Below are 22,043 nucleotides of genomic sequence, written 5' to 3'. Positions count from 1 at the left end.
GGATTGCCGGCCCCTCCTGCAATCCATTCATGGATAAACTATTTAATAGAACACACCTTAATGAGGATTAAGATAAAACTTAATCCTCATTTTTTAGTAACAACGATCAAACGTAATTGATTTTGATTCGCCGTTAATATCGATATTTGCTGTACCACAGCCAGTGATCGTAATATCAGCTGTTGTTCCTGTATCACAACTTCCCGACCAGCTACCTGAAATAGCGCAGTTACATGTATTGTTCCACGTTACATTTGATGGCGACATTGAACAAATTTTACCCGACAAGTTATCTGTTAACACGATTGTTCCACCATTAAGTACACGACCATTACGCGTATTACCTGTCACCGTTAAACGTTGGGCATTTGAAATTGTTGTGGTTACATCAATTAGAGTTTGCCCTGCGAAAGTTAATTTACGATTGATCCCGTCATTTAAAATAAAAAATGTCGTCGCATCACTGCGAAGAATTTGCTGACCAAACGTTCCCGTTTTGGTAACGGCTAGTTGAGCGTTTCTTAATCCCGTCACTGTGTAATTAGGGTTGCGTGTGATTGACTGGCCATCAACTGCCATTGAACAGGTCGTATCATTAAAACCATCAGCATCAAAAAAGCTAAGCGTTACTGTTCCGCTTACTGTCGCAGAACCAATTGTACAATTATTGAAATTACGAACGATGACATCGTTAGTACAAGAGCCAAAACCAGGAGCCGATGAACAAGTAGCTGCTTCAGCTTTAGATACAATTAATGACATTAAATTTTGCTTTTCTAAAGCTTCAGGCGCACGACGGGCAAAAGTTCTTAGATCAGCTTTCATAAAAGCATATTGACCACTCGATCCACCGCTTTCATCAATCGAAGCCATCGTTTCACCAATCTGTTGAGCCATCTCTTCAGAATCAAGTGTTGATGATGTCAATTCATCAGTAGCTGTTTTTTTACAAGAAAAAGAAAATAAGCTTAACGCTAATACGATAATTATCCATTTGTTCATACAAAATCCCTCTTAGATTAAGTCTAAAATAATGGCGTCTCGTCTGCCATGTATTAAACGGACAGGTCCAGAATAGGATGGATCAATTTTAGATTTACGATTTAAAAGTAATTATATTCGACATAATTAAATCAAAACTTTTTTTATCGCTTTGGCCCAAGATTTTTGGCGAGCTGCCAGATCCTTTTTAGAAATATTTGCAGAAAACGATCTATCAATTTTCCAGATTTTATTAATCTCGGCTGTTGAATTCCAAACGCCAGCTCCGATCCCCGCAAGGTATGCAGCACCCATCGAAGTGGTCTCAATTTGCTGAGGGCGGTCCACTTGCGTTTGTAGGTAATCAGCTTGAAGTTGCATTAATAAGTTATTTGCCGAAGCTCCACCATCAACACGCAGTTTTTTAATTTTTTTGCCTAAGTCTTTTTGCATTGAAAATAAAATATCCGCGTTTTGTAAAGCCATAGCTTCTAATGTAGCACGCGCGATATGCGCTTTCGTTGTACCGCGAGTAAGCCCAGTAATTTCTCCGCGTGCTTCGGCTTTCCAATGAGGAGCGCCCAAACCAGTTAACGCCGGCACAAACTCAACACCATTTGTGTCTGGCACTTCGGCGGCTAATTTTTCAACTTCTGAACTGGTTTCAATTAACCCCAAACCATCACGCAACCACTGAACGGCCGCACCACAAATAAAGGCTCCGCCTTCTAAAGCGTATTGCACTGGTTGATCTTTGATTTTCCAAGCTACTGTTGTCAGTAAGTTAGATTTCGATTTTAAAATTTTACTGCCTGAGTTCATCAGGATAAAACTACCTGTACCAAACGTACATTTACTTTCACCCGCTTGGTAACAAGCTTGTCCAAAAAGAGCGGCTTGTTGATCACCAGCCACACCTGAAATCATCGTGCCATCAGCTACAAAACCTGCGTTATGAGTGACACCGAAGGCTCCGGCTGAAGATTTAATTTCTGGTAAAGCTGCTACGGGAACTTTAAAAAGTTTTAAAAGATCTTTATCCCAAGTTAATGTTTTTAAATTCATTAACATCGTACGAGAAGCATTACTGACATCAGTTGCGAAAACTTTTCCTGAGGATAATTTCCACATTAAAAACGTGTCCATATTCCCGAAAGCTAAATCGTTATCGTTTAAAGCTTTTTTAACAGCCGGAACGTTTTCAATCATCCAACGCATTTTACTCGCTGAAAAATACGGATCTAAAACCAGTCCCGTTTTTTCTTTGATCTTCTTCTGCCATTTCGAGCGAAGTTTATTGCACATATCAGTGGTTCTTCTGCACTGCCACACAATCGCATTATGTAACACTTCAGAATTCGACTTACGCCAAGCAACGACTGTTTCTCGCTGATTAGTAATTCCGATTGTTAACACATCATGCGGGTTAGCCTGAACTTTACTTAAAGCTTTACGCGCTGAATTTGAAACTGATTCCCAGATATCACGTGGATCATGTTCGACCCAACCAGGCTTCGGATAATGCTGCGGGAAATCTTGATCTGCTGATGCGACCAGACCTCCGCCTTGATCCACTAAGATGACTGTTGAACCGGTTGTTCCTTGATCGATGGCCATGATATATTTTTTCATAGAAATATCATGATCAATTTTTTTAAAAAACCCAACGAAAAAGTATTCAACGTCAAATCACTCGGTGCCGATGATTTGCTGTATAAAGTTTTTCCAAGATTATTCATGGAAATTCTTAAGAAATATTTTCGCGTCGAAGTTGAAGGGGTTGAAAATATCCCAACAAGCGGTCCGATTATTATCGCGCCGAACCATTCGGGTTTTACCGCCATGGATGCGATGGTTTTAGCCTATATTATTCAGGAAAAAACTCAGCGCGTGCCGCGTGTTCTAACGCATCACCTTTGGTTTTTAACTGAGACCACAGCACTCCCTGCGCAAAAACTTGGTTTTTTTGAAGCCACTTTTGAAAATGGTGTTAATTATTTAAAGAAAAAACAAATGATCGTTATTTTTCCCGAAGGCGAACATGGAAATTTTAAACCCACTTCAAAACGCTATCAGCTACAGGAATTTAAACGTGGATTTATCCGCATGGCTTTAGCTACTGATGCGACTATTGTTCCAACAGTTATTTTAGGTGCTGAAGAGACCAATATTAATTTACGCCAATTAAAATTTTCAAAATTCTTACGTGGCTTGGTATTACCACTTCCGTTAAACGTGATTCCGCTTCCGGCGAAATGGAAAATCATTTTCGAAAAACCAGTGACGCTCCCTTTCGGCCCAGAAAAAATGAGTGATTCTGAACTTTGTCATGACTTAGCTTTTGAGATTCAAGAAAACTTACAGAAGAAAATTAATACTGAAGTTAAAAAACGCGGTTTCGGCTTTATCTAGGTATATTAATTACGGTGGGCAATTTGGTGTGTTGAAGTTTTGTTGCTTAGCACAGTCTGGAAGATCATTGCCAATCACTTTAATCATGCGGCTCCAGCTTTGAATAATCATACCTTGTGACGAATCGTCATCACCACGGCCCACTAACTTCTTAGTTAAACCCGCAGCAATAGCCACCATCAAAACCATGATTAATAAATACTCGACAACAACTTGCCCGCGTATATTGCGCATACTTTAAGTATAGAGCTAAATCAGTCTAAAACGACAGTTTAAAATTCTAAATTTAAGTTAGTTTTTTCTGCACCGATAAAATTCTTAAGTTGAGTCAGGATATTCTGGTAAATCCCTGCAAATGACTCGTCGGCATGAGGGTTAGCAAACCCTAAGATCAAGCCTTCTTCCCATAAACGGCTCATTAACGAAGACACTCTGTCGCCGTCAAAGGCGATCGCTAAGTCTTGTTCTGAAGGATAAATTAAAATGAAAGCATGTTTCTTAGTTTTTTCAGACCACTTTTTATATTCAGTCCAAATTCCTAAATCTTGAGTTTGCAGCAAGTGATAGATCTTTAACGCCACCGATTCGTAACTTTGCGAAAAATAAATTCGAAAAGGTCCGTCAAATAGAGCGGTATTAAATACTGGACTATAATATTGCGTCGTTAAAAAAGAAGAATAACTTGCTGCCATATACGTGAGCCTAGAAAGACTAAACTCTAGATACAACTAAAATTTAAGAATCTTAAATTTTAAGACGCCATGTGTAATATAAGGCTATTTTACCCGACTAAAGTTCGGCTTCCTCGAATGAAAAGCTCATGCTCAGGCATAGCTCCGGCTGAATAGAAAAAGTCAGTGAGTTCGGCATCCGTGCTAATAAAGTTAGCTCTTTTTCCGACAGCTAAAGACCCTTCTTCTTGATCAATTCCTAACGCTTTGGCTGCATTGATCGTGTACGCCTTAAAAACTTCAGGCAATGTCATCTTCATTTCCAAACGCGCAAGTAATCCGACTAATGATAAATCTTGAGTAGGACAAGTTCCAGGATTGTAGTCGGTCGCAAGCGCAACAGTTGCACCACTATCTATTAATTGGCGTGCTGGTGGATACGCGCATTTCATATATAAGTCAGCCGCTGGTAATAATACCGCCACTGTTTTATTACGCCCGAAATACTGAATTGTTTCATCTGTTAGATTAATAACGTGATCTGCTGACTGCGCTCCAAGCTCTAACGCAAGCTCTGCCCCGCCGGAGAATGAAAGTTGGTTAGCATGGATCGTAACTTCAAAACCTAAACGTTTAGCCGCCGATAAATAGGTGCGTGATTCTGGAACTTCAAAAAAGTTTTTTTCAATGAAGATATCAACTCGGTTTGAAAGCTTTTTCTTTTTCACAACCGGCAAAACTTTTTCGGCTAAGAATTCTAAATACTTTCCATAAGAATCATATTCAGGAGGCTTCGCGTGTGCTCCTAAAAACGTAGAAACAACACGAGCGCCTTTAACTTTATTAATCACTTCAAGAGTTTTGATTTCATTTTTTAGATCTAAAGCATAGCCCGATTTAATTTCAATGGTAGCTACACCTTGTTTCATGAAATTATTCACACGCTCTTGCGTAATCGCTAATAATTCTTTTGCCGAAGCTGTACGAGTCTTCTTCATTGTTGAAAGAATGCCGCCACCTTTTTTCGCGATATCTAAATAGCTTGTGCCCGTATTGCGCAACTCAAATTCATCAGCGCGTGATCCCGCAAACACCGTGTGCGTGTGGCATTCAATAAATGCCGGCATGATCTTTTTCTTTTTAAGATCGATTTCTTTTTTGAATTTTACTTTTTTCGGGATTTTGCTTTGCGGACCAATCCAAGAAATTAAACCGTTTTCGATGATCATCGCCATTTTTGGAGTATGACCATCGAAATTTTCATTCACTAAATTAAAATTAAAAACCAGATTTTTGTTCACACTGTAAAGCTTCGTATTTTTCGATTAATTTATCAACTAAAGCTTTTGGTGAATTTTCGTTACTCACGTCAATCAATTGAGGCTCAGTCATACCGAAATAATGAATCCATTTCTTCTTACCTTCGCCCTCGCCCACTAACGAATAGATTAACTGCTGTAATTTTGAAGGCTTATCTGTCGCCTCAGTGCGGCCGGCACGTGGGATACAATAATTTCGTAACGATGCTGCCACATTGTTTTCTTTTAATGCCGGGTAAACCATGTTGCACAGCGCTTGGCTAGACATCATGTGCGTTGAAGCCACTAGATATTTATCTAAAATCTGACGCGCATTCATACATAAATTTTGATGCGTCGGTGATCCTTTTTTAATCCAACGTAAAGTTAAGTGCGGAAGCTGCTGCCCTAACACTTTTGCACGGGCTGCCATTTTTTCATAAGTACCCATGCCGGTTTTACCTTTGAATTCTGCCTGGGCAAATTGCCATTCAAATTGCGCAAGCTTAGCACGTGCCTGTTGCATTTGTGTAAACGCATTATTAAAGTGCAGGTCATTATTACGAAGTAATTCGTAAATAGGACCATCATTACGTTGCCATTGGTAAGCCGCTTTAATACCGCCTACAGTTTTTTTCCACCAGCCACAGTTTGGATCGTCAGAACACGCTGATTTGACTTCATTGTAGTACGGCCCACGGAAGAAATAACGGTGCATATCTTTCGCACGCTTTTCGATCTCGCTTGATTCAAAAGCTGCGTATTGCATCATTGATTTTAAACTTGAAAAGTTATTCTGAACGTTTTGTTTTTCACGTTCTTTTTTAGATAAACGTTTTTCTTTAATTTGATCAGCATCAGTCTGAAGTTCAGCTTGCTCTTGACCAAACATATGAACCATCTTTTGACCTTGGCTCAATAATTCTAAAGAAATCTTAATCCAGTCTTGACCAAGCTTCACACACTCAGTCAGGTTTTTCTCTTGTGTCGCTGCAACGAAATATTCGTCATAAGCGCCCAACTGATTTTTTAAAACTTCAATCGCCGATGCTGATTCAGGTGATCCACCCATACCATCAGCCCAGGCCTCAGAAAACTCAGTTAACTTTCCTAAAGTTTTTGCAAACGTGATTGATTTTTTTGTCGATTGAACGATCTGACATTGCGCCACTTCAGGGCGTTGCAAATCTTTAGCTGCTAACTCTAAATCGTATTGAGCTTTTTGTAATTTATTAAGCTCGTCTGGTAAAAGCGTACGTAAGCTTGTGAATAATTCGTAATTTGGATCAGCTTCATTCATTTCAGCAATCGCTGCGGCATCCGGCGTAATACGAGGAGCCGCTTGTGCTACCGACATCGGCATACTGTTTTTTCTGCGGTAGTCGTTGATATTCTGATTTAAATCACGGATTTTACTTTGGTAAGCTGTATAAACTGACTGAATTTGACCAAGCTTCAGTGAACGCATGTACTCAAGACGGCGGTATAACTTCATGTACTGACATACGTTTTTTAACGTATTCACGCGGTTATTCTGATCAGTCATATCAAACATAATCGAATCTTGGGCGATCTGTTCAACTAAACTTAAACCTTTTGAAAGTGCATCAGCCCCCGCTAAAATTTTAACGGCTGGGCCAAGTTTAGCACCTAAAGCTGGATTTTTCGCAATCATATCAAGAACAACCGGAGCAATACCTTGGAATGTTTCATTGATTGAAAAAACTACGTTTCTAAATTGCTGGTTTGAACGGTAGCAAACTTTAGTTTGTGATTGGGCAGCAATCGCTAAAGTTTCTTGAATTTTTTGAGCGGCATCAACCATTGTTTGCGCCGTTAATTCTAATTTAAAAGTTTGTCCTGATTCCTGTAATTTTTTAGCTTCAAAAACTGAATTTCTTAATACCACAGCTTTTTGCGCTACGCGCTCGTTCTGAGCCTTCATATCACATTGTGGAAACGTAGAGTTTAAATTTTCTTGCATGCGATCTAACGATGTTAAAATCTCAGTGTACGGAGAATTTGAAAATAACGGACACTCGTATTCAGGCGGCATTTCAAATAAAACCATTTGTTGGCCGATTGAAGTTTTAGCTTCAACTTTATCGTCAAAGTTAACTGCTGATTCAGCTGTAGGAAGCCCACCCACTTTAGGAACGCCATCAACTGCATGAGCTAACTGCCCTGCCATTAAAGGTACAACTAAGAGAGATAGTCCAATCTTTTTCAGCATACGTCCTCCGTCAACAATATTGACAGTGTCTTAAAATGGTCACCTCGCAGCCAGGCCGACCCAGACCCAAACAATGTTTAATTGCTTTAGGGCCGGATTATCCTTCGCTTTGTGATGACTCCATTTTTAGGAGCAACAAAAAGACCAGAAATTTGAATGTATAAAATTAGAAACGAATCGCGTACCTTGCGCCAGCGCTATAGCCGCTGATTTTGATTTCTGATGTACCTTGATTTGAACGACCGTCCATCAAGTAACCTAACTCACCTGCGATATTCATATCCGGCGTAAATTCATGTTTTGCCGTCAGAATTAAAAGCGTTTGATCCATACTTGCGCGTTCAGTTTTTAATTGCGACGTTAAATTTTTGGATGTGTAGCTATCTATGTGCTTGTAACCAACATCAACTCCGAAAAACGTATCACTGATAATCTCAGTTAAAACTCCCGCTTGCAAAATAAAACCACCATGAGTGTTATTTTCAGTTGTTTGGTTCGTTAATTGATCGACATCATTTGCTACACCATAAAGACCGTACTCACCGACTAGAGCCAGTTGCGAACTCTCTGTGATAAGAGCCACAAATCTTCCGCCGGCCACGATAAGGCTTCCACCGGATAAAGCATCACCTTCGTTTGTTCCATCAGCTTCATTGTGATCACCGAATGATGGGCGGTATCCTAGTTTTCCGTCTAATTTAACAGAGTCACCGTCAACAACACGCCACACTCCAGAAAAAGTTGGCTCAGCCGGGCCTTTTGATACATATACAGGCTGAAGAGCTGGTTTAGTGTATTTCAGCTCTTGATTTACTACATAATCCCAGTCAACCGAAACGTAAACAGCTTCTAAGATTCCAAGCTTGGCTTCGAAATTCAAAGCCGAACTTGTCTGATCAGCTTCGGCCACCGAAAGCCCTGCCTCTGTCTGCTTAAGATTAAATTTTGAATAAGTGTAACCCGCTTCTAAATCCATCTCCCATTGTTCTGGAAAATAATGAAGCTGCGAAAATTTTGCCGAACCTGTTACCGCTTGTTTTGCACGTTGGTAAACTTTTTTAAGCTGCGCTTGAGATTCGGCAGCCGTTAATAAAATTAAAACAAGTGCGGCAATATTTTTCATAAATTACTTTTTCTTTCCTTGATTTGCGACAGCTTCCATGGCTTTTGCGACTTCATCAGCATCACCGATAAATTTTTTCGAGACAACGTTAAGTTTGTCGTCCAGCTCGTACATCATCGGAATTCCTGTTGGCATATTCACTTCCATGATTTGATCCGGAGTCATTTTTTCTAAATGCTGAATTAAAGCACGTAATGAATTTCCATGAGCTGCGATCAAAACGTTTTTACCCGCTAACACATCTTTAGAAATTTTATCGTTCCATAAAGGTAAAAATCGAGCCACAGTGTCTTTCAGTGATTCACCCGAAGGAAGTAATTCTGGGTTTACATATTTGTAGCGTTTATCGTGAATCGGATGTTCAGGATTATCTTTTGACATCATCGGAGGAGGCGTATCGTAGCTTCTTCTCCAGATTTTCACCTGATCTTCACCGTGCTTAGCTGCTGTTTCGGCTTTATTTAAACCTTGAAGATCACCATAGTGACGTTCGTTTAGGCGCCAGTCTTTAATCACTGGTAACCAGTTCAAGTTCATTTCAGACAGAATGATGTTCAGCGTTTTGATAGCTCGTGTCAAAGAGCTCGTGTAAGCTAAATCGAACTCGAATTTCTGCTCTAGTAAAGATTTGCCAGCTTTTTGCGCTTCTGTGCGTCCTTTTTCAGACAGGTCGACGTCTTTCCAACCAGTAAAGCGATTTTCTTGATTCCATTGGGACTCACCATGACGAACGATGACTAATTTGTGGGTCTTGCTCATAAGCTGTTTTCCTCTCTCAAATTTTAAAAAATACGCTTAATTTTGTACGATCTTTATGACACAATCAAGAGCGAAAAAATAAAAATCATGCAGCAAGTTTAGTCATGATGAAATCATGCAAGTTAAGAGAGGCTTTAGGTCATGAATCATTTGAACCTTGAATACATCGAATCACTATACAACCAATTTAAAAAATCTCCGGATTCAGTAGATCTTGAGTGGAAACGTTTCTTTGAAGGCGTTGAATTCACGAAAGATGGCGCGTTCGGCGTTTCTGAAAAAGAATTGGATGTTTATAATTTAATTAATGCTTACCGCACTTACGGTCACTACGAAGCTGATATTGATCCGTTAACAAACACTCCAGCTCACAACGATCAGTTAAAATTGAACAAATTTAATTTAACTGAAAAAGACTTAGACCAAGTTTTTCAAATTGGTTCTGTTGTTGGTAAACCAAATGCGACGTTAAAAGATATCATCGCTCACTTACGCGCTTCTTACTGCGGTAAAATCACAGCTCAGTTTGCTGAAGCCCTTCCAGAAATTCGCAATTGGTTCATTAAAGAATTTGAACAAAATTCTCCGGCTTTTAAATTATCTGCTGATAACAAAAAAGAAATTTTAAAATCAGTGACTCGCGCTGAATCTTTAGAAAAATTCATCCACACAAGATACGTGGGAACAAAACGTTTCTCGGTTGAAGGTGCTGATGCCACACTTCCGATGATGGATCACATGGTGACTCGCGCGTCTTCTCTTGGCGCACAAGAAGTCGTAGTTGGTATGGCTCACCGTGGTCGCGTAAACGTTTTAGCAAACTTCATGGGTAAAGATGTTGGCGCGATGTTCGCCGATTTCAACGGCCCAACTGAATTAGAAAAACCACTTGATGATTACGATGGCGACGTTAAGTACCACTTAGGTTATTCTACAACTAAAACTACTCCGACAGGCAAAGTTGAATGTTCATTAGCATTCAATCCTTCTCACTTAGAAGCTGTTGGACCGGTTGTTCTTGGTATGGCTCGTGCCGCACAAAGAAAACTAAACGACACGAAAGAACGTAAAAAAGTTCTTCCATTAATTATTCACGGTGATGCAGCGTTTGCTGGTCAAGGTGTTGTGATGGAATCATTACAGATGGCTCATGTTCGTGGTTATGCTGTCGGCGGATCAATTCACCTAATCATTGATAATCAAGTTGGCTTTACAACAAATCCTGAGAACTCTCGTTCAGCTCACTACTCTTCTGATGTAGCAAAAGCCTTAGCAATTCCAGTGATTCACTGTAATGGCGATGATGCTGAGTCTTGTGTTCGCGCCATGGATATCGCTGTTCGCTACCGTCAAGAATGGGGCCGCGATATCGTGATCACATTAACTTGTTACCGTCGTTTCGGTCACAATGAGGGTGATGAGCCTGCTTACACTCAGCCATTAATGTACGATATCATCAAAAAGCACCCAACATTACGTGAGATCTACGCTAAACAATTAGTAGCCGCAAGCGTTGCTGATCAAAATTTTGCCGATACACTTTTAACAGATCGCATGAATGATCTACAAAAAGTTTACGACACAACGAAAGCGCAAGCTCCGAAAGTTAAAACTTTCAAATTCGAAGGCGCTTGGGCAGGTCTTAAAAAAGGTTTAACTGAAGACATGGAAAAACCAGTTAAGACTTCAGTTGATGCAGCTACTTTACAAAAAGTAGGCGAACAAATCGCAAATGTTCCGGCTGGATTTAATATTCACCCTAAATTAGTTAAACTTATTGAAACTCGTAAACAACAGGCCGCCGGCAAAGATGCTTGCGACTGGGGTATGGGCGAATTATTAGCTTACGGTTCATTAATTAACGAAGGCACATCGGTTCGTTTAACAGGTCAAGATTGCGTGCGTGGTACATTCACTCACCGTCATGCCGGTTTCTACGATACAAAAACAAATGAATCTTACTTTCCGTTAAAACAATTAAATTCTGAAAAAACAAATTTCTGCGTTTACGATTCTATTTTATCTGAGTACGCAGTTATGGGTTTTGAATATGGTAATTCAATCACTGATCCAAGTTTCTTAACGATCTGGGAAGCTCAATTCGGTGACTTTGCCAACGGTGCGCAAATCATTATCGATCAATTCTTAGCGGCTGGTGAATCTAAGTGGCAACAAATGTCAGGCTTAGTTTTATTATTACCTCATGGTTACGAAGGCCAAGGCCCTGAACACAGTTCAGCGCGCTTAGAGCGTTTCTTACAATTATCTGCTCAGAACAACTGGTCAGTTGTGAACTTAACAACGCCAGCGCAAATTTTCCATGCGTTACGTCGTCAGATGAAACGTGATTTCAGAAAACCACTTGTTGTGATGTCTCCGAAATCATTACTTCGTCACCCGCGTGCAACAAGCATGATCTCTGAGATGGCGAACGGTTCATTCCAAGAAGTGATCGCTGATACATTGTTAACTGATAATTCTAAAGTTGAGAAAGTGGTGTTTGTATCTGGTAAGTTATATTACGAATTACTAGAGCAACGTGAAAAATTAAACGACACAAAAACAGCACTTGTTCGTTTAGAGCAGATCTCTCCTTTCCCTCACTGGAAAGTAAAAGAAATCATGAAGTCATACCCGAACGCGAAGAAAGTTTTATGGGCTCAAGAAGAACCACAAAACATGGGCGCCTTCAGTTATGTGTACTTCAAGTTTGCATCTCTTCTGACAGAGATGGGTTCAAAAGCTCAGTTTGGTTACGTAGGTCGTCCTGACCGCGCGTCTCCGGCAACGGGCTCTGTGTACCGTCACAAAGTTGAACAAACTGAAATCATTGAAAAAGTATTTAAAGTTTAGTTTTTAGAAATTATTAAGGATTAGAGGTTCAAAATGAAATTAGATGTTAAAGTTCCTGCAGTTGGTGAATCGATTACTGAGGCCGTTATCGGTAGCTGGACAAAAAAATCTGGCGAATTCGTAAAAATGAATGAAGTGATCATGTTATTAGAAACAGACAAAGCGTCTGTTGAAGTGATCGCTGAAAAAGACGGTGTTCTTACAATCAACGCGCAAGCTGGCGATACAGTTAAGATCGGCGCAACAGTTGGCTCGATTGATACGGATGCTAAAGCTCCAGCTTCAACCGAGGCAGCAGCCCCTGCGAAAGCAGCGGCTCCAACTCAACCAGCAGCTGGTGCAACTAGCGGTGGTGGAAAACCAACTCACCCAGAATTACAAGCTCACCAATCTCCGGCTGTTCAACGTGTAGTTAATGAACGTGGCCTAGATGTTTCAAACGTCCAAGGCACTGGTCTTGGTGGCCGTTTAACTAAAGGTGATGTTTTAAATGCTCCAGCAACTGCACCGGCCCCTTCTGCTCCGGCAGCAAAAGCACCAGCAGCTCCAACAGTTACTCCAGTTCCACGTGGCCCTTCGAAACAAGGTGATATCCAACGTGTGAAAATGACTTCAATCCGCAAAAAGATTGCTGAGAAGTTAGTAGCAGCTCAACACAATGCTGCGATTCTTACGACATTCAACGAAATCGACATGACAAACGTGATCGAGATTAGAAACAAATACAAAGATAAGTTTAAAGAAAAATACGGTGTGAACTTAGGTTTCAACGGTTTCTTCGTTAAAGCAGCTATCGAAGCTTTAAAAACAATTCCTGCAGTTAATGCTTGGATCGTTGGTGATGAAATCGAATACCATAACTACTATAACATCGGTATCGCGGTTTCTACCGAGCGCGGTTTAATGGTTCCAAACATTAAAGACGCTGACAACTTATCGGTGGCCGGCGTTGAGTTAGCTATCCGCGACTTAGCAACTAAAGGCCGTGATGGTAAAATCTCTATTGATGATTTAAACGGTGGAACTTTCTCAATCACTAACGGCGGCGTATTCGGTTCATTATTATCAACTCCGATTTTAAATGCTCCGCAATCAGCGATCTTGGGTTTACACAAAATTCAAGAGCGTCCGGTAGCGATCAACGGCAAAGTTGAAATCCGTCAAATGATGTATGTAGCTTTAAGTTACGATCACAGAATCATCGATGGTAAAGAAGCGGTAACATTCTTAGTGAAAATCAAAGAATGTGTAGAAAACCCAGAACGTTTATTATTAGAAGTTTAATCAGAAAGATATATTGGTATGGAAGAATTTGATTTAGTGATTATTGGTGGCGGACCTGGTGGATACACTGGAGCAATCCGCGCTGCTCAGTTAGGAATGAAAGTAGCTGTAGTTGAAAAAGATAAAACTTTAGGTGGCACATGCTTAAATGTAGGCTGTATCCCTTCTAAAGTTTTACTACAAAGCTCTGAGTTCTACTTTGAAGCCTTACATGATTTTGACAAACACGGGATTTTGTTTTCTGAAGTGAAAATGAATCTTGATGCGATGATGTCGCGTAAAAACAAAATTGTGAGCGATTTAACTGGTGGTATTGATTTTCTATTTAAGAAAAACAAAATCACTCGCGTATTAGGTTTTGGCAAAATCACTTCAACAAACACTGTTGAAGTGACGGCTCAAGATGGCGCCAAACAAACTTTAAATACAAAAAACATCTGTATCGCAACAGGCTCAGTTCCGGTTGAATTACCGTTTTTAAAGTTCGACGAGAAAAAAATCGTATCATCAACAGGCGCATTGGCTTTAGACTCAATCCCTAAAGAAATGTTAGTTGTTGGTGGCGGTGTTATCGGTTTAGAGCTTGGTTCAGTTTGGGCCCGTTTAGGTTCAAAAGTAACTGTGATCGAGTACGCTGATAAAATTTTATCAATGATGGATACTGATTGCGTAAACACTTTAGTTCGCTCGATGAAAAAAATGGGCGTAACTTTTATGACGTCAACAAAAGTGACTGGCTCTAAATCAGCTGGTGGCCGTGTTGAATTGGATTTTGAGACAATGCCAGACGGTAAAAAAGGCACAATCCAAGGTGATGTGGTGTTAGTTTCTACAGGACGCAAACCATTCACTGATGGCTTAGGTCTTGAAACCGTGGGTATCGAAAAAGATGAGCGTGGCAGAGTTAAAACAAACGACCACTACCAAACTAATGTTAAAAACATCTTTGCAGTCGGTGATGTGATCATCGGCCCAATGTTAGCGCACAAATCTGAAGAAGAAGGCGTAGCTGTAGCAGAAATCATCGCGACAGGTCACGGGCACGTGAATTACAACACTGTTCCTTCTATTGTTTACACGCACCCAGAAATTGCTTCTGTGGGTATGACAGCTGAAGAAGCTCAAGCTAAAGGCTTAGAAGTGAATGTGGGTAAATTCTTATTCGCAGCTAACGGCCGCGCTAAAGCGCGTGGGGCTACCGAAGGCTTTGTTAAAATCGTAGCTGATAAAAACACTGATCGTATCTTAGGTGGCCACATCGTAGGTGCTGGTGCTTCTGAAATGTTAGGTGAAATCGTTGTCGCTATGGAATTTGGTGGTTCAAGTGAAGATCTAGCAAGATCTTTCCACTCTCACCCGACAATGTCTGAAGTGATTCGTGAAGCAGCTTTAGCGGTTGATAAGCGCCAACGCCAAGGTTAGTTCAAAACACATTTATACAAAAAACAAAACCCACACTTTTAAACGAAGTGTGGGTTTTTTATTTTTAATCTCAATTTAAAGAATTACTTTTTACTCGTCGTCGCTTTACGCGCGCCCGCTTCAGGCTTAGCTGGAGCTTTGGCCTTTGCGGCTGGAGCTGGGGTTGGCTCGTCATCAGCAGCTGCTGCTACTGCGGCCATAGGCTTAGCTTTATAATCTCTGATTTTTAAAAAATTTGGATTTGAACAGTAATACTTATCAGCCCCTGAGTTTTCAAATGCCGTTCTTAACGCTGTATCTTTTGAAGCTAAGAACGATAAATACCCCGGAGCCCCGATTACAGCAAAACGTTCAAATTTACTGTGATCTTTCTGCGCTAAGTTTTTTGGATTCAAAATCGATGAATCAAAATTATTTTGATTGTAGACCAAGAACTCAGGAAACGTTAACAAGTGCGACTTTCTGATTTTTTCAGGTAAAAGCTTGGCACGCTTAACTTTAATTTTAGCATCTGGATCGTTCTTCTTAATAAAAGCTGAACGAACAAATAAACGAGCGATCTCAGTTACCGACTTAGTTTTACCATCGATATCAGTGGCTGTTTTTGGGTTATGAAAATCAAAATCTCTTTCAGTTAAAGGTCTTTTTGCAGAAATTCGTTTATCTAAATACTCATTTAACATGTTAAATGCTGTACTTGGACCTGTGTTATAACCGTTAAATGCCACCATCGTAGCTAAATTACTTAAGTTCACATCCGTCATGCCTAATTGTGCAAACTTCGCCTGAATATTGTTGTTACCAAATTTACCACCGACGATGCGGTCTGATGGTGTATTTGTTAAAGCTACCATTTGGCCGTTGTTATCAATAAAAGTTTCGCCGGCGATATATTTAGTTCCTAACAAATTATCCACATTCATACGATTGTAGATCGCCATGTACATGATATTCTTCATTGGATTTTCGGGTGGAACGATAAACGAACAACGATGAGCTAATGGATCTTTTGCCTTTTTTAAATAAGGCTTATACTGCATCACACGAAGACAAGCCGGTTTTTTAATCGCGGCTTTTTCAACTTCAGCCAAATAACGGTCATAGTGCTTATTCACTTCTTCAATTGCTGGTTGTGTTAACTGCCCTATTCCGGCATCAAAACCGCCACCTAAAGTATTAATTAATAAACCTGACTCATTAGAAAGTTTTGGTAATAAATCTTTTGCATCGATATTTAAACACTCAGCTACATCAACGAAGTGATTATAAGTTAAGTTCACTAAATTTTTAGAAATACAGGGTTTAGAACCACCGCGCTGTGGAGCTGTGTTCATCCCACCCGGGCAACGCGCTAAAGCTTTTGGACTTGCGCCGAATTTATTCATCACATGAGTTACACACTTACGCGGTAATTCACGACTTTCTTGGCTACGCTCAGAGATCGCATCAGCAAACATGGAACTTTGCTTAGCTGCTTTAACGATAACAGCTTCGATATTTCCACGGTTTTTATTTTTACCAGCACTACACGCCGCAACGTCTTCGTAATTCACAGCCACTTCGTCAGCGATCGTTGTAAAATCAATCGCAGAGTTTGAAGCTAAACCTGAATTTTCACGTAACGAAGCTTCGTAAAAATCTAACTGCGCCGGAGATAAAGCATAAGGATTATTTGGCGAACCTGAAGTTTGATACTCTTGTTCAGATAACGCTAAAGCGTCCATAACATCTTGATCACTCATGCCGTTTAATTCTGATTCACTTTGATCATAGGAATAAAGATCTTCATCATGACTTGGAGCCATAGATGATTGTTCCTGCATTTGTACGATGACTTTTCGTGAATCATGATCCATTTGATTCGAGATATTAAATGTATATTTCATTGGTAATAATGCTAAAAGCATCCAGAACGCGAAGTAGAAACTGCTGTTGAACCATTTATTCATATTTAGTCACCTGTATTACTTTCGTGCTTTATGCACGATGGATCCTATAAAATCCCGGTTATTTATCGACGTATTTAAATAAAACAATGATCGGACCAAGGTCTTATATTTGAGTTAGAGCACAAACAATTTTTCTGAATGTCTCAAGATGATTCATTGTTAACTTTTTTGTAAGGATTGCCGAAAACAAAGCTATACTTAAGTATGTGAGATAACTGGGGGGAAATATGTTATCACGTAAGCTCAATATATTATCGCTAGCTTTAGGTCTAGGGTTAACCCAATCAGCTTTAGGTAGTGACCTTACTGTTAATAGCGGCGAAGGTGCTGTAAATCCACTTGCAGATATGTCTGTAGCTGGAGCTACCCAAAGAACAACCACAAATAACTACACGATTCGTTTCAGAGCTTCATGCTTTGGAACTAACTTACGTGGTGTCGCAAATCCTATTGCTCCTAATAGTACTGTGATTATGAAGGGTAAAGTTCTTATTGATAATGGAGCCGAACAAGATTTTACTGTTCGCTTTCCGGCATCAGCTGTTCTAAGTAAAGATGCCGCAGCTGCTCAAGCTACAAATGCTTTATCAGGTTTTTCACTACCTCCTGGGTCGCGCGCAGCCTACTCTGGCAACACAGTAACTATTAATATACCAAGTGCAGTGACGAACACAGTTGACCCTGTCACCGCACAAATTAGCGTCGCACAACAACGCTTTCAGGTGCGCGGTATTACATTTGACCAAGAAGCAGGGCCTGCAAATAATCATGGTCAGCATTGTTTTAACACAAGCTGCTCTTACTATGCTTACACTGGACAACTTTCTTCAAGCGCAATCAACGTAAGCCAATCGTCAGATGGTAAAACTTTTGATGTCGAAACTGGTTTTCCAGGGCAAGAAGGTTATTGCGGCGGATATCATTCACCTTTAATGGTTTTCTTAGATAAAAAAATTCCAAAATTCAACAACGTTGTTGAGTTTAATATGGGCGCAAGCCAAAGAACTTACTGGCCAGAAAAAAATCACGCCGGCTATTTTGTAGCTTTGCCAAATAAACAAGGAAAAGTGACATCTAACGATGAGCTTTTTGGTGAATCTGGCGAATATAAAAACGGCTTTCAAAAATTAGCTGTGCACGACTTAAATAAAGATGGCGTAATCGACAGTAAAGATCCCGTCTTTAAAAAGTTAGTTCTGTGGAAAGATAAATCAGGCAAAGCTGTTTACTCGAAAAAAGATGCGATTCCATTAGCTTCAATGATTAAATCTATTAACTTAAAATACGAACCGCGCGTTGAGGCTGTTTCTGAACAGGTCGAGTTCCGCGAAAAATCGACTATCGTTTTAAAAGATCCGAAAAAACATCCGCACGCTTATATCGTGGATGTTTGGTTTCAACCTTATACTTCGGCTTTAACAGCTAACTAGTATTTTATTTGCTACCGTAAACAATATAAAAACCCCGTCTTATAACGAGGCGGGGTTTTATTTTTTCTTCTGTATTACTCTGAGTTATTCTACAATTATATATTGAGGGGTACCATATGAGGATACGTTTGTTCAACTCCCGAGGAAATACCACAATGATGGCTTTGTTGGTCATTGGTATTGTGTCAACCGGAGTCTACTTTATCTCAAATAAAATTATCACTGAACGAAAACTATCATCGCAATTGCGTAAAGATATTCATGCTAATTTAGCATTACGTTCAATCACCGATTATATTAAATACGGTATTCGCAAAGGCTGGTGCTTTGACTCGCAGCTTTTACCTGAGCTACCGCAAAACTGCGTAAATAATTTTACCAATCAATTTAGCACAACCCGTATTATGATGCCGCCATCATATGCGAAAACGTTAGAAGAGTTAGGACAAACTCACGGCACGGAATTTCCTACCTTAGTCGGAAAAAAAGCCAACGATTTTATATTGCCGTCATTTTCTATTCAGCTAGACCTTAACAACCTAACAATGGCAGCAACTCATCCCTTATACCGTGTTCTTACGAATACACGTAATCCTTTGGTCAAAGGCGTAAATATTAAAGTCTCACGTATCAACAATATGACTTTGCCGGTAAATGGTGACGAAGTTTATGTTGAAATCGCAGCCGAATTTACAGGTCGTGATGGTAAAACAGTACGAACTGGTATTGAAGTGACCGGAGAAGATGGGCAGAATACAGCCACTGGAAAACAGTTTTTACGCGAAATATCACGCTTTGTTTCTAACCCACGTGAACTCAACTCGTTTGCTCTGATCTTACCTGGATCAATTTATTTAGGTAAATCTGTAGCGCCTGTTCCTGGTCATGGCGATATGGCTATTCCCCAAGGATCAGCGGCTGATATTGGTATGGTTTTCAACTCACCGATTTTTGTGAATCAAAATATTTTTATGGAAAGTTCTGGCAGTTATACGCCGGCGACATTTAATGATGTTGTTATTATTGGTAATGGTAAAATCAAAGATCACAACGGCTCTGACTTTAAGATTGGTGAAGCTTTAGGCGTGAAACGCTACTGGACAGATTTAAAAACTTTCGGCGGCTTTATGCGCGGAATTGATTCTGACGGTAAAGGTGATGCCGGACTTAGCGTACTTAACGGTGTGAGCGATTCAACGACTTTAAACAACGATATTATCGAATTCTGTATTAATATCGTGCGCGCGCAAGGTGATTTAAATGTTACAAAAGATGCCCGCTTAGTCGGTGAACCTGTCAGTGGTTCGGTAACAAATGATTTAACTGAAACTACAATCCGCTATTCTTTTTCAACTCTTCCAAAAGCCCTAGATGTATTTGAACCCCAAGAAATTACAAAAAATAATGGTGGTATTAACTGTAATTACAACGGCTTGAACTCAGGTAACGGTGGTATTAGTTGTTCTGGATTTGCTGGATCTGATTTTATGGATCTCAGCGATAAATATAATAATATCAGTGGTAAAGACGCTTCTAATATTTGGTATTCAATTACACCAGCTTACAACTTATCCTCAGGAACATCTCTGGTTATGTGGGCGAATATGACTTGGCCAAAACCAGGTAACGATGATTTCTTAAAAATTCCTCTTTTAGAAAATGGTGCTGGCGATGGTCATACTGTGACCATTAATTTTTCAGCTTACAGTAAAAATGAATACGACCAGGCTGCGAATGCTATGGCCGCCGTCTCATCAACTTTAATGGGGTATGCAAGCGCAACTGCTACAGCATCAGCTACATTAAACACACGAACAGTTCGCTTAAGCCATTTAGAAACGACAAAACCTGCTTCAGGTGGCTATGCAAGCTGGCCCGATAGACATGAGTACGAGGATTTAAAAGACAATAAATTCAATAATGATTCTGTAGCTTGGGCTCAGGACAAATTTGATGATGCTAAAGATGATTATCAAGACTATCGCAATGGCGAATACACTGACGTAGAAACAGAATATCTTCTACGTAAAGAATATTACGAAAACCCAGGGCAAATCCAGATCTCTAGCATTAAGCCAGATAATGGCTACTCTGAACGCCAATCGGCCTTTAGAAATGTCACTATTAAAATTTTGAACGGTAAATATTTTAAACGCGCTAATATTTCACCGACTAACCGCATTTACAATACTTCGGGATCATCTAACGACTTATATAAAACCAGCAGCTTATCAAATAACGCGATTAAAGATTTTTCTCTTGAAGGTATGGATTATAGTGCCAAAAAAGGCGGCTACTCTGTACGTCCGCGTGACTGGAGCGAAAATATCACCAACAATCCTAATGATGGCAACACGGGAAAACTGGCGGATATGAATAATGTCCACTACAGCTTTTCAATTAATGCAGCTAATGAATTAGTGTTCAGTAATCGTGGTCTTGACTATCAAGGTAACGAGATCAACTTAGGAACTTATAGACCACTCAATCCGACAATCAATTACGAAGAAAAAATTGAACAGTGTATGGATTCTGCCGGTGGTACCAACCTAGATGCTTTCAAACCGGCTTCGTTTGCTAGTGCTGACTTCACTTCTGTGGCTCCAGACTCTTGGCATTTTGCATCTGATTACAAAGATGTTTACCAAGATCAAGTTTTTAGCACCAATGTTCTTTCTAAATTTGATATCGGATCAATTCGTAACAATTGCATTATCGAACCTAGTGCTACGGTAATTAATGGCTTTTTCGTTTGCCGTACTTTAAATATTAAAGCACGATCTCAACCTTTAAGAATGACCGGTACATTTATGGTTCTTAAAGATTTTATCATTGATAAAACGGCTTTAAAAGCTGGTGTAACATGGCAAAGTATTCATAACCAAACTGCCGTTGCAACCATGAAATCAGCGGGCTCACCTCCGCTGATGAGACGTGCCAACAACACGAACTGCTCGACACTTTATAGTGGCGGTACAATTCCTTTCTGGCATCCAGATCCAGGTCTGCAAATTCTGTCTGACCGTATCCGTTGTAGCTCGACATTCGTACTTCAAGGTCAAGGTCCTCCACGTTGGACATCTGTTGATCCAGATTGTGGACGTATCGGAAGCAGCACAAATACTCAATGCTTAAAACGCATTCGTAACTTTAACTTAATTCAGCTAGAGAGAGTTTATGGGCTTTAGTTTTTTAAAATCGATAACGTCTAAAAAAGGGTTCACCATCACTGAAGTGATGGTGGGTGTAGCCTTACTTTCTATTACAGTTGTAGGGGGCTTAACAGCTTTTGACCAATTAAATAAAACCTCTATTCAGAACGAAACCAAATCAACAGCTGACGACCGCGTAGCAGAAATTATCGAAAATATCAGACAACAACCGACAACTCAAATTTTGCAATTCGCAGAACCAAATGCCATTTTAAACACAAGTAATTTAAAGATGGGGTGGTCTAACAAAGATGATAAGCCACTTTCTCAGTGCAAGAACTGCCCTGGACGTTACGGCTATGTCATCACCCCGGCCACTGATGCAACCAGTGATTTATACTTGGTCACAATTTGGTTTACCCACACGGAATGGGGCTCAGAAATTAAAAAATTTGAATTTTTAGTGAGTAAATAAC

Annotated in this window: 16 protein-coding genes; 7 read left to right on the top strand and 9 right to left on the bottom strand. The window is 40.0% G+C overall.

Annotation, left to right across the window (positions count from 1 at the left end; all coding sequences use genetic code 11):
* Positions 1 to 93 precede the first annotated feature (93 nt).
* Positions 94 to 1,002, bottom strand: a complete 909-nt coding sequence (locus ACKWCF_RS05105; protein ID WP_409479624.1) for a hypothetical protein — start codon at positions 1,000 to 1,002, stop codon at positions 94 to 96.
* 126 nt (positions 1,003 to 1,128) lie between these two features.
* Positions 1,129 to 2,613 carry a glycerol kinase GlpK gene (glpK, locus tag ACKWCF_RS05100; RefSeq protein WP_409479623.1) on the bottom strand — a complete coding sequence of 495 codons (1,485 nt, stop codon included), beginning with the start codon at positions 2,611 to 2,613 and terminating at the stop codon, positions 1,129 to 1,131.
* A gap of 9 nt (positions 2,614 to 2,622) precedes the next feature.
* Between glpK and ACKWCF_RS05095 the strand changes: the two genes are divergently transcribed.
* On the top strand, positions 2,623 to 3,393 hold the full coding sequence (locus tag ACKWCF_RS05095; RefSeq protein ID WP_409479622.1) for a lysophospholipid acyltransferase family protein: 771 nt from the start codon (positions 2,623 to 2,625) through the stop codon (positions 3,391 to 3,393).
* Positions 3,394 to 3,402: 9 nt separating this feature from the next.
* Here ACKWCF_RS05095 and ACKWCF_RS05090 read toward each other — a convergent pair whose 3' ends face one another.
* The 6 genes from ACKWCF_RS05090 to gpmA all read right to left on the bottom strand — a co-directional run bounded on the left by ACKWCF_RS05090 (position 3,403) and on the right by gpmA (position 9,477).
* Complete coding sequence (locus ACKWCF_RS05090; protein ID WP_409479621.1) at positions 3,403 to 3,627, bottom strand: hypothetical protein; 225 nt, start codon at positions 3,625 to 3,627, stop codon at positions 3,403 to 3,405.
* Positions 3,628 to 3,665: 38 nt separating this feature from the next.
* Entirely contained in the window at positions 3,666 to 4,085 is a 420-nt protein-coding gene (locus tag ACKWCF_RS05085) for a hypothetical protein (protein ID WP_409479620.1), read from the bottom strand.
* Positions 4,086 to 4,174: 89 nt separating this feature from the next.
* Entirely contained in the window at positions 4,175 to 5,365 is a 1,191-nt protein-coding gene (hutI, locus tag ACKWCF_RS05080) for an imidazolonepropionase (protein ID WP_409479619.1), read from the bottom strand.
* Positions 5,343 to 7,595: a hypothetical protein gene (locus ACKWCF_RS05075; protein WP_409479618.1), complete on the bottom strand. Its 2,253-nt coding sequence runs from the start codon at positions 7,593 to 7,595 to the stop codon at positions 5,343 to 5,345. Before ACKWCF_RS05075 ends, hutI begins: the two co-directional genes overlap by 23 nt.
* 166 nt (positions 7,596 to 7,761) lie before the next feature.
* Complete coding sequence (locus ACKWCF_RS05070; RefSeq protein ID WP_409479617.1) at positions 7,762 to 8,718, bottom strand: hypothetical protein; 957 nt, start codon at positions 8,716 to 8,718, stop codon at positions 7,762 to 7,764.
* A gap of 3 nt (positions 8,719 to 8,721) precedes the next feature.
* Positions 8,722 to 9,477: a 2,3-diphosphoglycerate-dependent phosphoglycerate mutase gene (gpmA, locus tag ACKWCF_RS05065; RefSeq protein ID WP_409479616.1), complete on the bottom strand. Its 756-nt coding sequence runs from the start codon at positions 9,475 to 9,477 to the stop codon at positions 8,722 to 8,724.
* A 141-nt stretch (positions 9,478 to 9,618) separates the two neighbouring features.
* Between gpmA and ACKWCF_RS05060 the strand changes: the two genes are divergently transcribed.
* From ACKWCF_RS05060 to lpdA, 3 genes are read left to right on the top strand one after another with little or no spacing between them, the layout of a single operon-like run.
* Positions 9,619 to 12,330: a 2-oxoglutarate dehydrogenase E1 component gene (locus ACKWCF_RS05060; protein WP_409479615.1), complete on the top strand. Its 2,712-nt coding sequence runs from the start codon at positions 9,619 to 9,621 to the stop codon at positions 12,328 to 12,330.
* Between the two features lie 33 nt (positions 12,331 to 12,363).
* Positions 12,364 to 13,614 (top strand): 2-oxoglutarate dehydrogenase complex dihydrolipoyllysine-residue succinyltransferase, encoded by a 1,251-nt coding sequence (gene odhB, locus ACKWCF_RS05055; RefSeq protein ID WP_409479614.1) that lies wholly within the window; start codon positions 12,364 to 12,366, stop codon positions 13,612 to 13,614.
* Between the two features lie 18 nt (positions 13,615 to 13,632).
* A complete protein-coding gene (gene lpdA, locus ACKWCF_RS05050) occupies positions 13,633 to 15,036 on the top strand; it encodes a dihydrolipoyl dehydrogenase (RefSeq protein ID WP_409479613.1) in 1,404 nt (467 codons plus the stop codon).
* An 83-nt stretch (positions 15,037 to 15,119) separates the two neighbouring features.
* On the opposite strand, the gene ACKWCF_RS05045 is transcribed toward lpdA, so the two are convergent.
* Positions 15,120 to 16,985 carry a hypothetical protein gene (locus ACKWCF_RS05045; RefSeq protein WP_409479612.1) on the bottom strand — a complete coding sequence of 622 codons (1,866 nt, stop codon included), beginning with the start codon at positions 16,983 to 16,985 and terminating at the stop codon, positions 15,120 to 15,122.
* A gap of 227 nt (positions 16,986 to 17,212) precedes the next feature.
* On the opposite strand from ACKWCF_RS05045, the gene ACKWCF_RS05040 reads away from it, so the two are divergent.
* The 3 genes from ACKWCF_RS05040 (at position 17,213) to ACKWCF_RS05030 (ending at position 22,042) form a co-directional block, all read left to right on the top strand.
* Positions 17,213 to 18,415 (top strand): hypothetical protein, encoded by a 1,203-nt coding sequence (locus tag ACKWCF_RS05040; protein ID WP_409479611.1) that lies wholly within the window; start codon positions 17,213 to 17,215, stop codon positions 18,413 to 18,415.
* Positions 18,416 to 18,570: 155 nt separating this feature from the next.
* Positions 18,571 to 21,603 (top strand): hypothetical protein, encoded by a 3,033-nt coding sequence (locus ACKWCF_RS05035; protein WP_409479610.1) that lies wholly within the window; start codon positions 18,571 to 18,573, stop codon positions 21,601 to 21,603.
* Positions 21,593 to 22,042 carry a prepilin-type N-terminal cleavage/methylation domain-containing protein gene (locus ACKWCF_RS05030; RefSeq protein ID WP_409479609.1) on the top strand — a complete coding sequence of 150 codons (450 nt, stop codon included), beginning with the start codon at positions 21,593 to 21,595 and terminating at the stop codon, positions 22,040 to 22,042. Before ACKWCF_RS05035 ends, ACKWCF_RS05030 begins: the two co-directional genes overlap by 11 nt.
* Position 22,043: the final 1 nt, after the last annotated feature.

Origin of the sequence: Pseudobdellovibrio sp. HCB154, assembly GCF_046267985.1 — a bacterium.
In the GTDB taxonomy this organism is placed as follows: Bacteria; Bdellovibrionota; Bdellovibrionia; order Bdellovibrionales; family Bdellovibrionaceae; genus Pseudobdellovibrio.
Note: the sequence above shows the minus strand (reverse complement) of the source record. Positions and strands in the feature narration are given on the sequence as shown.

Bases quoted from the DNA above. Each gene is read 5' to 3' on its own strand.
- ACKWCF_RS05060 (WP_409479615.1), top strand. From the start codon at position 9,619: ATGAATCATTTGAACCTTGAATACATCGAATCACTATACAACCAATTT.
- ACKWCF_RS05090 (WP_409479621.1), bottom strand. From the start codon at position 3,627: ATGCGCAATATACGCGGGCAAGTTGTTGTCGAGTATTTATTAATCATG.
- ACKWCF_RS05045 (WP_409479612.1), bottom strand. From the start codon at position 16,985: ATGAATAAATGGTTCAACAGCAGTTTCTACTTCGCGTTCTGGATGCTT.
- ACKWCF_RS05095 (WP_409479622.1), top strand. From the start codon at position 2,623: ATGATCAATTTTTTTAAAAAACCCAACGAAAAAGTATTCAACGTCAAA.
- ACKWCF_RS05085 (WP_409479620.1), bottom strand. From the start codon at position 4,085: ATGGCAGCAAGTTATTCTTCTTTTTTAACGACGCAATATTATAGTCCA.
- ACKWCF_RS05105 (WP_409479624.1), bottom strand. From the start codon at position 1,002: ATGAACAAATGGATAATTATCGTATTAGCGTTAAGCTTATTTTCTTTT.
- glpK (WP_409479623.1), bottom strand. From the start codon at position 2,613: ATGAAAAAATATATCATGGCCATCGATCAAGGAACAACCGGTTCAACA.
- lpdA (WP_409479613.1), top strand. From the start codon at position 13,633: ATGGAAGAATTTGATTTAGTGATTATTGGTGGCGGACCTGGTGGATAC.
- ACKWCF_RS05030 (WP_409479609.1), top strand. From the start codon at position 21,593: ATGGGCTTTAGTTTTTTAAAATCGATAACGTCTAAAAAAGGGTTCACC.
- ACKWCF_RS05035 (WP_409479610.1), top strand. From the start codon at position 18,571: ATGATGGCTTTGTTGGTCATTGGTATTGTGTCAACCGGAGTCTACTTT.
- ACKWCF_RS05040 (WP_409479611.1), top strand. From the start codon at position 17,213: ATGTTATCACGTAAGCTCAATATATTATCGCTAGCTTTAGGTCTAGGG.
- ACKWCF_RS05075 (WP_409479618.1), bottom strand. From the start codon at position 7,595: ATGCTGAAAAAGATTGGACTATCTCTCTTAGTTGTACCTTTAATGGCA.
- odhB (WP_409479614.1), top strand. From the start codon at position 12,364: ATGAAATTAGATGTTAAAGTTCCTGCAGTTGGTGAATCGATTACTGAG.
- gpmA (WP_409479616.1), bottom strand. From the start codon at position 9,477: ATGAGCAAGACCCACAAATTAGTCATCGTTCGTCATGGTGAGTCCCAA.
- ACKWCF_RS05070 (WP_409479617.1), bottom strand. From the start codon at position 8,718: ATGAAAAATATTGCCGCACTTGTTTTAATTTTATTAACGGCTGCCGAA.